Raw genomic sequence first — 8,384 nt, 5'->3', positions numbered from 1 at the left:
CTCGGACTGATGCGGTTCCGGGCTTGTTGGGTGGTCCACGGTCCGTCCGGGTGGGCGGTGACTCCGAGGATGTGGACGGTGCGGGAGCCGACCTCGATGACGAAGAAGCAGTACAGGCGCCGCAGCGTCACGGCGCAGTCCACGTGGAAGAAGTCGACGGCCAGCATCGTCGAGGCCTGCGTGCGTAGGAACTGCCGCCAGGTCGCGTCGGTCTGCCGCCTGGGCGCCGGTGGGAGACCCAGGGACTTCAGGACCCGGCGGATCGTGGAGGCGCTGACTTGGTGGCCGAGTTTGAGGAGCTCGCCCTGGATCCGCCGGTAGCCCCATGTCGTGTTCTCGGTCGCGAGCCGCTCGATCAGTTCGGCGATCTCCGTGCTGACCGGAGGTCGTCCCGTTCGCCTCGGGTCCATTTTCGGGCGAGGAGATCACGGTGCCAGCGCAACACGGTGGCCGGGGTGACGAAGAACGAACCCCAGCGGGCCCGGGGTAGCAGCCGGGACAGGGCTGCGAGGATCATCCGATCCGCCGGTTCCAGTGTCGGGCGGTTCACCTGCCGTCGCAGCACCGCCACCTGGTGTCGCAGGACGAGGAGCTCCACGTCTTTCGCGGTGTCGCCACGCACGCGGAGCAACGTCAGTCCGAGAGCGTTGCGTGTCAGGGCGTGGAGCAGCGACCACACCATGACCATCCAGCCTGCCCGACACAGGCCCTGTCCGGCGAGCAAACGCGCAGGTCACCGCTCACCCGGACGGACCGTGGACCACCCAACAAGCCCGGAACCTCCTCATGGACTTCGGCGACCGGGCGGCCGACTTCCAATTTCTGGTTCGTGACCGGGCCGGCCAGTTCACCGCCTCCTTCGACGCGGTCCTCGCCGACGCCGGCATCACCACCGTCACGATCCCACCCCGGACGCCCCGGGCGAACGCCTACGCCGAACGGTTCGTCCGCACCGTCCGGACCAAGGTCACCGACCGCATGCTGATCTTCAGCGAGCGGCATCTGCGTACCCTCCTGGTCGAGTACGCGGCCCACTACAACGGACGACGACCCCACCGCGGCCGCGACCTTCAACCACCACGGCCCGACCACCCCATCGCAGACCTGACCAAGGAACGTCAAGCGCCAGCCCGTCCTCGGCGGCCTGATCAACGAATACGAACGAGCCGCCTAAAACCCCAGGTCAAGGCCGGTATCCGAGTTCTGGCACCCCACACGCGGCCGGGTGGACGGAGCTGCCTGACGTGCTCAAGTTCCTGCTTGGGAGCGCCGACATCCAGCGAATGATGTCGGACCGTCGACGTCAACGGGTTAGCCGGCTCGGCGCATTTCAGGTGTAGGAATACACCTGCAGGTGGAACATGTAGCCGACGGCGGCATGTCCCCAGCCCGGGTTTCCCGGGCAGACGCCTCGATTTGGCTGGTACCCGTCGAAATAGAGCGAACTGCACTTGAAGCAGAATCGCCACGCAGTCTGAAAGTTGCTCGGAACTGGGTTCAGGTCGTGCCAGAGAAGGTACTGAGGATAGATTCCGGTATGAGACGAGCCGCCGCGTCCGGCGCATACGCCTGGGAAGTCATGGTAGTACAGGGCGCCACAGGACGAGCACTGTCGCCAATCGCTTTGCTGGTACGCCGTCTCGCCAGCGTGATGATCAGTGCTGTTGGTGAAAGGTATCCCGAAAGTCCAGCCCTGTATCACGTGTGTGCCGCCCGCCGGGCATCGGTTGTAGACCTGTTGAAGGTTTCGGACCAAGCCGAAGCATCTGTTGCAGAAGCGCCAGTCGGTGTTCCACGTCCCCGATGCCGCGGCAGGTGAGGGCAGCATGGCGGTTGCCGTGACGGTCGCCAAGCTCAGTCCAGCCGCCAGAAAGACCCGCCGTGGCATGCCGGCTGACGGTTCGTCCACTGTCATTGTGCGCTCCCCCGGATTCCTACATACCCCGCCGTAGACGGCGGTGAGAACATTATCGCGCCCCAACCTCGGCGCTCGTGATCTTGACTGATTTGCGACAGCCGCACCACGCGGGACACCAGGTGACGGGGGCGGTGAGCAGATCAGGATGGCCCCGTGATGACGTTGCCGGAGGCCCGGCACCTCGCGGAGCGCCTGGCTGCCGCGGTAACCGGCCCGGAGCCGGCGCGCGGCGGCGGAGCTGGAACGCCTCGACGGCCGTAGTTGGCTCCTACTGGTGTGGACGCGGCCGCCCGCCGGTCGAACCGGTATCGCCCAGCAATCGCCGGGATCACCAGCTGGTCGGCCATCGCCGCAGCGGGTTCGCCGCCGTGGTCGCGAGCCTGCACGCGGACGGCCGTCTCCGGGAGCGCGCCGCACTGGTCCTCGCCGTGTGGGGCTCCAGAACCCTGATTCGCGCGATGATGCGATGAAGGGGCGGGGTACGTCCTAGACCGTCCGCCGCTTCAGGTTGAAGGCGACGCTGCGCAGAACGCGAAAAAGGGTCCATATGAGGTCCCGGTCCGGCGCCTCCCGAACTCCCAAGAACTGGCGGCGCCGGGGCGAGGGCTGCGGTTCACGCTCGTACACAGCCGGTCTCAGCCTGTGTGAGTAGCCCACTCGGCGCGGCTGATCGCGTAGATGTTCCGCGGTTCACCGTCCCGATCCACCGGGCCTTCAGCGAGGGTGAGGCCGAGCTTCTCGGCGACGCGGATCGACCCCTTGTTCTCCGGGTGGATGATGCTGATGACCCGCTCTCGGCCGGCCTCAGTGAATGCGAACTCCAGCGCAGCCGCGCCGGCCTCGGTTGCGATGCCCTGTCCCCACCGGTCGCGCCGGACTGTCCATGCCACCTCGATGTCCGGCCAGCCGTACTCCTCGTACAGGCCGGCCCGGCCGAGGAACTCACCCGTCGTTCGCTCTTCGATGATCCACATTCCGAAGCGGTTCAGAGCCCAGTGGCCGATCTGGAAGGCGGTCATGCCCCAGACCGACCCGATACGGCTCGGTGAGCTCGTGTAGAGCGACATGTCCGGATGCCGGGCCATCGCCAGGTACGGCTCGACGTCCGTCAGGTGCCAGGAACGGAGCTTCAGTCGCGGGGTGAGAACGGATGGGATGGTGACGACGTCAGGCGGGGCGAACTCGAGGGTCATGCGGGGCTCCCAGGCAGCGCGAGGCGGGATTGTTGGACCAACGCGCTGAACGCGCGGACGTCAGGATCCGAGGCCCACGGCCCAAGCTCCCGAACTACCTCGGACATGGCGGACACGATCGTGGCGGACAGGTGCCCGTCGGGAACAGCCGCGGCGGCCCGGCTCGCCGCGATCGCTGCGGCAGGATCGGGCCGGTCCTGGAGAAGAAAGCCGGAGGCGAGGCAGAGGTAGGCGTGGCCGCATTCTTCATGGGACCGGGGGTCGATGAGATCGACCGCTTCGCGGGCGTGGCGCCGGGCTTCGGCGCCGTTACCCAGTTCGATCGCGCATACCGCGGCGAACATGGCCGCGCTGCCGGCCGTGAACGGGGAGGAGCCGGGCCGGGGCCTCGTTGCCACCCCGGCGTGGGCCCTCATCACGGCGAGAGCGTTCTCTGTCTCCCGGACCCGTCCGAGGCGGGCATGGCTCCGCGCCTCGTAAGCGGCCAGCCGGGCGGCAAGGTAGGGTTCCGCGCTGCGGCGGCCCCGGGCAGCGGTGAGGGCAGCCTTGTCCCAGCGGTGGGTGTAGTAGGCGATGCTGGACCGCAGCGCGGCGAGGGAGCCGGTCAACATCTCGTCGCCTACCTGGTCGGCGTACCGGTCTGAAAGATCGCAGAACCGGCGGGCGTCTCGGTAGTGACCGCCGGCGAACGCGAGCCGGCCAAGGTAGTAGGTGAGCTGGCCGCCGAGGCGCGTAGTCCGCAGACTGTCGGTCACGCTCAAGCGCCGGTCGAGCATGTCTTCGACCTGGTGCCATCGTCGGGCGACCTCGCCGATGAGTATCTGGTGCGGGGTGGTGTCGTAGCCGGCAGCGATGTCGGCCAGGTCGTCTTCGAGTTCGCCGAGGGTCGGTGCCGTGGCGGAGGTGTCGATACGGCGGGTCGTTTCGAACGCAAGTGCGGATAGCGCAGCGATCGCAACGATCTGGCGTCGATCCGTTTCCTCCACCTCCTCCCTTCCCGACTCTGCCTGCTGCGGCCCGGGGGTGTCTACCCCCGCTGCGGCGGTCACCTCGGTCAGCCGCACCGCCTTCTGCGCAGCACGGATCCGCTCACCCAGGCCAGTCAGCTCGTTGCCGGTCCCGAACTCACGGTCGTAGGCCCGGAGGATGTCACGGGTCGGGAGCCGTCCCCTGTTGCGGATGGCGGAGATGTTCTTCCGATCGTGGGTGGTGCGTTTCTCCAGGTCCGTCCCCGACAGCCGGTGCTCGTCCTGAAGCTGCCGGAACCGAGTGGCGAGCTGCTCCTTCAGGGCCTCGACTCCATCAGCGTGCACCACGTTTCCCCTCGGCCGTAGGTGCGCCATGGGTGAGACATTTTTTCCCACCCCTGGGACAGAAGATCTCACCCTCCCATGGAGGTGTCACGCGGAGTGTCATGGGTCGTGCACGGCGGGAGACATGCCGGCCACTCTCCCGGATCAGCAGAGGAGCGCATCGTGCACTCGCCCACGGAAGCTTCAGGCAGGTTCGCCGGTCGGACGCCCGCCGCTGGCCACCGCCCCCACCCTGACCCGTCGCCGTCCAGCGCCGTGTGGCGTTCTGGTGTCGGGCTGGGCGCGGTGGTCGGGGTGGGGAGGGAGCCGGTCATACCGGCCGTTGACGGCGCTCCCTCCCCGCCCCTCCCGATCCGCACCCCACTCACGACCTGGCCGGCGGGTGTCCGTCGCCTGTCCAGCAACGGGTGCAGTTATGCCGCACATCCGCTCGGCGGCCGGGCTGGTGCTGCGGAGCAGACGTGGACCGTGGTCGTGCTCGACGCCAACGGCGATCCACGGCAGACCGTCACCGGGTTTTCGTCGTTGGAGGCCGCGGATGCCTATGCGGAGTTCGACCCGGACATCCTCCGCTGGACGTCGGTGCCGTCCCGGCCCGCTATCCCGGATCACAATGCCGGGCCCTGAAAACGGGGGCTATCTCATCCGTCCACAGGCGGCCCGTCCACCACCCCGCCCGCGCTCGCGTGACCAGCTCTCGCGGGCGGGGTGGCATATACCGCCCGCTCCGGTGCTGACTCGGTCCGTCGGGGCAGGCGGTCCCAACTCAGGAAGGACCCGCCGTGTACCTCCCGGCCTTACCTGTCGCGTCGTGGCAGGCACCTAGCACCACCAGCACCACGGCTGTCGATGCGGTGTGGCTGTCCCGCGGGCCGTTCCTGGTGCTGCTCCGGTCCTCTCTGACCCGGCCGATCGGGATCACCCCTGCCGCTTGGGCTGACTTCGTCGCCGCGGTCAAAGCCGGGGAGTTCGACGGCCCCTGAGCCCCGCCCGGCATCGGCCGGGTGGTTTCCCACCCATCTCGTCAAGGAGGGCCCCGCTATGCACGATCTCCTGCCACCCCCCACGCGGCCGGCCAGTGTCGAGCGTCTGTTCTCGGCGCCGCCGACCACCGTCATCCAGACGATCCCGGAGGCCCACGAGTACAAGAAGACCTCCGGCAGCTCGGACGCCGCGCACACGTACGACTCCACCAAGGTCTGACCAGCCCGCCTATCGCCAGTGCCGTGGGGCCGGGGCACAGGCCCCGGTCCCACGGCCGGGAGGGAAACCCCATGCTCAGGTTGCATCTCACCCCGTACGGCCCGGTGGACTGGAGCTGGTCGGACGGCGTCTACGCCACGGCCGAGGGGGCGAGCAGCATCCGCCCGTTCGCGCACCCGATGGTCGAGGACCTCGCCGTGACCGACGGGCAGCGAACGCTGATCGTCGTCCGTGAGCGGATCGCGGGCCGCGCGCCGGTGGCCGGGGGTGTGCGCATGCTGGACCCGGCCGAGTTCGACACCGCACGGTCGGCGGCAGCCGCCTGGCCGGCGGACTTCGTGATGGTGGAGACGGCGCCACGCATGCCGGTGCGGGTGTCCGCGGGTGCCTGCGGGACCGTGCCGTTGTACCTCGCGGAGGACGGGACCGCGCTGCATGGTTCGTGGGACATGGCCGACCTGCAGCCCTACGCCCGCGTGCTGTCCACCCGGGAAGCGGCGCGGCTGCTCGCGTTCCGCCCCCGGTACGGCAGCGAGACTCTGTTCGAGGGCATCCGGCGTCTCACCGAACGGGCAACCGCCCACTACGGCGGGGGCCTGTACATCAGCTACCCGGAGCCAGCGCTGCACCGCCGCCCCCGCGCGCTCGCCGACGACGCCGACGTGCTCGGCGCCTTCCGCGACGCGATCGACACCGCGCTGGACCTGCGGCCACTCGACCAGGACACGACGGCGTGGCACCTCACCGGCGGTTTCGACTCCGGAGTGATCGCCACCCAGGCGGCACAGCGATGGCCCGGCCAGCTCACCACCGCGGCGCTGCTCATCGGCGGCCCCGGGCGGGAGCAGCAGATCCGCCGGCGCACGCAGATGCGGACCCGCCTGCCGTTCTCCGCCCACGACACCCTCATCGACGCCCTGGCCGAACCGCCACTGCACCCCGACTGCGTACGGCTGCAGGGCGGGCCGATCTCGCCGTACGAGGAGCCGCTGCACCACCCCTTCCGCCTGCTGACCCAGGCCCTGCGCGCCCAGGGCGCCCGGGTCGTCGTGACCGGCATCGGGGGTGACGAGATGGTCGCAGTATCCCGAGAGGAGTACCCCGAGACTGATCCACCGATCGACCAGGAGCTTCCCTGGCTCGGCAGCGCGGTGACCGAGGCCCTCGCCTACGCCGACGACGCCGTCGCGCCGCCCGCGGTCGTGAACTCCATGACCCTGCTGAGCCTGGAGACCATGGCCCCCGTCCTGCTCCGGGCGGGTATCTGGCCGGTGCACCCGTTCGCGCACCCGGGGATGGTCCAGCTCGGAGAGCAACTGCCCTACGGCTGGCGGGAGCTCAAGCAGCTCCAGCGACGCCAGCTCGCCTCCCTCGGCCTGAACGAGAACGTCACCCACCCCGTGGAACGGGAGTCGTTCGCCGAGGTCGTCCAGCACACCCTGACCAGCTACGGACCGGGCCTTCTCGCCGACATGCTCACCAGCGGCTCGGTGCTGTTCGACACAGGCCTGGTCGACCCCGACCGGCTCGCCGACGCCCGCACCCACCTGGAAGATCACGCACTCTACGATGAGACGCGCGACGCGAAACTGATCGAGGTGATCCATCTGCATCTCGCGACGACGGCGTTCCTATGCTGATGCGCCCCGCGACAGCCGCGGACATCCCCGCCGTGGCCGCCATGATCCTCTCCCGTAGTGCGTGGCTGGAGGAGCAGGGCTGGCCGACCTGGCGCGACGACGCCGACGCTCTCGCCGCGCAGGCCGATCACACCCCGTCCACCGAGCACAGCATGTGGGTCCTCGACAACGACGGCCGGATCGTCGGCTGCACCACCGTGCTGACCTCCGCACCCCCCTGGGGCTGGACCACCGAGGAGTTCACCGAACCGGCCTCGTACCTGTACACGACCTGCACCGACCCGGCCTACCAGGCGGCCAAGCCCGGCACGCTGATCGCCCTGTGGGCCGTCGACCACGCCGCCCGACTCGGCCAACGCTGGGTCCGCCGCGGCTGCCTGTTCCCCGGCCTCGTCAACTACTACCAGCGCCAAGGCTTCACCCTGCAGCACACCGTCCCACGCACCAATCGCACCGTCTACCTGCTGGCACGGCGCGCAGAACTGCTCCCCGAACTGGACAAGTCCCTCGCCTTCGCCAACGCCTGAGTCCCACCCGGTCGCCGCCTCGCACCACCCCCGGGAGCCGGTACGGGAGCCGCCCGCGATGGATCATGATCGGCTACGACGGGTCCCCAGGGCGTGTCGGGCGCTGCGCAGCATGGCCGCGGGGGTGAGCAGGATCGATGGGGGCTCGACAAGGTTGACCACGCGCAGCAGGTTGCGGGCGAGGACGGGGTCGGATCGGGTCGCCGCCTGGACTCGGGGGATGTAGGCGTTGGTGATCCGGGTGCGGGGCCCGCGGCGGCCCTCGACCTCCCGGTAGCGCAGGTCGGAGTCGGTGGCGATCGACCACGCCCTGGAGGTCGGCCGGGCGGCCGCCGTGAAGTACCGTGCGGCGAGGTCGTCCAGGCTGCCCGAACGCAGACATGCCCGCAGTTCGAGAGCCTGCTGCGCGGCGACGGTCATGCCCTGCGCGTAGAGCGGGTTGAGGGTGCACAGGGCGTCGCCGATCGCGACGAAACCGGCGGCCGGGGTGTGTAGGAGGTCGTAGCGCAGCCGCCGTGACGCCCGGAACCGGTAGCGAACCGGGTCGTCGAGCGGCTCGGCGTCCTGGATGAGGCGGTGGATGTCGGGGG

At 69.3% G+C, this 8,384-nt stretch carries 6 protein-coding genes and 3 pseudogenes; 5 read left to right on the top strand and 4 right to left on the bottom strand.

Annotation, left to right across the window (positions count from 1 at the left end):
- A pseudogene (locus FMEAI12_RS26190) lies at positions 1-724 on the bottom strand (helix-turn-helix domain-containing protein); the annotation flags it as partial.
- Between the two features lie 8 nt (positions 725-732).
- Between FMEAI12_RS26190 and FMEAI12_RS26185 the strand changes: the two are divergent.
- Positions 733-1,174 (top strand): annotated as a pseudogene (locus FMEAI12_RS26185) (integrase core domain-containing protein); the annotation flags it as partial.
- Between the two features lie 1,379 nt (positions 1,175-2,553).
- Here the strand turns inward: FMEAI12_RS26185 and FMEAI12_RS26175 are convergent.
- The gene (locus FMEAI12_RS26175) at positions 2,554-3,111 is read right to left on the bottom strand and encodes a GNAT family N-acetyltransferase (RefSeq protein ID WP_112108192.1); all 558 of its coding nucleotides are present in this window, start codon (positions 3,109-3,111) and stop codon (positions 2,554-2,556) included.
- Positions 3,108-4,427 (bottom strand): hypothetical protein, encoded by a 1,320-nt coding sequence (locus tag FMEAI12_RS26170; RefSeq protein ID WP_112108191.1) that lies wholly within the window; start codon positions 4,425-4,427, stop codon positions 3,108-3,110. Before FMEAI12_RS26170 ends, FMEAI12_RS26175 begins: the two co-directional genes overlap by 4 nt.
- 465 nt (positions 4,428-4,892) lie before the next feature.
- Here FMEAI12_RS26170 and FMEAI12_RS36720 point away from each other — a divergent pair, with 465 nt between their 5' ends.
- From FMEAI12_RS36720 to FMEAI12_RS26155, 4 genes are all read left to right on the top strand, one after another.
- On the top strand, positions 4,893-5,051 hold the full coding sequence (locus FMEAI12_RS36720; protein WP_160144325.1) for a hypothetical protein: 159 nt from the start codon (positions 4,893-4,895) through the stop codon (positions 5,049-5,051).
- A gap of 414 nt (positions 5,052-5,465) precedes the next feature.
- Positions 5,466-5,627, top strand: coding sequence for a hypothetical protein (locus FMEAI12_RS37350; protein WP_165938858.1), 162 nt, complete (start codon positions 5,466-5,468; stop codon positions 5,625-5,627).
- A gap of 71 nt (positions 5,628-5,698) precedes the next feature.
- Complete coding sequence (locus FMEAI12_RS26160; RefSeq protein WP_112108189.1) at positions 5,699-7,267, top strand: asparagine synthase-related protein; 1,569 nt, start codon at positions 5,699-5,701, stop codon at positions 7,265-7,267.
- Positions 7,267-7,794, top strand: coding sequence for a GNAT family N-acetyltransferase (locus FMEAI12_RS26155; RefSeq protein WP_368672108.1), 528 nt, complete (start codon positions 7,267-7,269; stop codon positions 7,792-7,794). Before FMEAI12_RS26160 ends, FMEAI12_RS26155 begins: the two co-directional genes overlap by 1 nt.
- A 63-nt stretch (positions 7,795-7,857) precedes the next feature.
- On the opposite strand, the pseudogene FMEAI12_RS26150 reads toward FMEAI12_RS26155, so the two are convergent.
- Positions 7,858-8,384 (bottom strand): annotated as a pseudogene (locus FMEAI12_RS26150) (FAD-dependent oxidoreductase); the annotation flags it as partial.

Origin of the sequence: Parafrankia sp. Ea1.12 (genome assembly GCF_900465275.1) — a bacterium.
GTDB classification, from domain to species: Bacteria; Actinomycetota; Actinomycetes; order Frankiales; family Frankiaceae; genus Parafrankia; species Parafrankia soli.
This window is presented reverse-complemented; position numbering and strand designations above follow the sequence as displayed.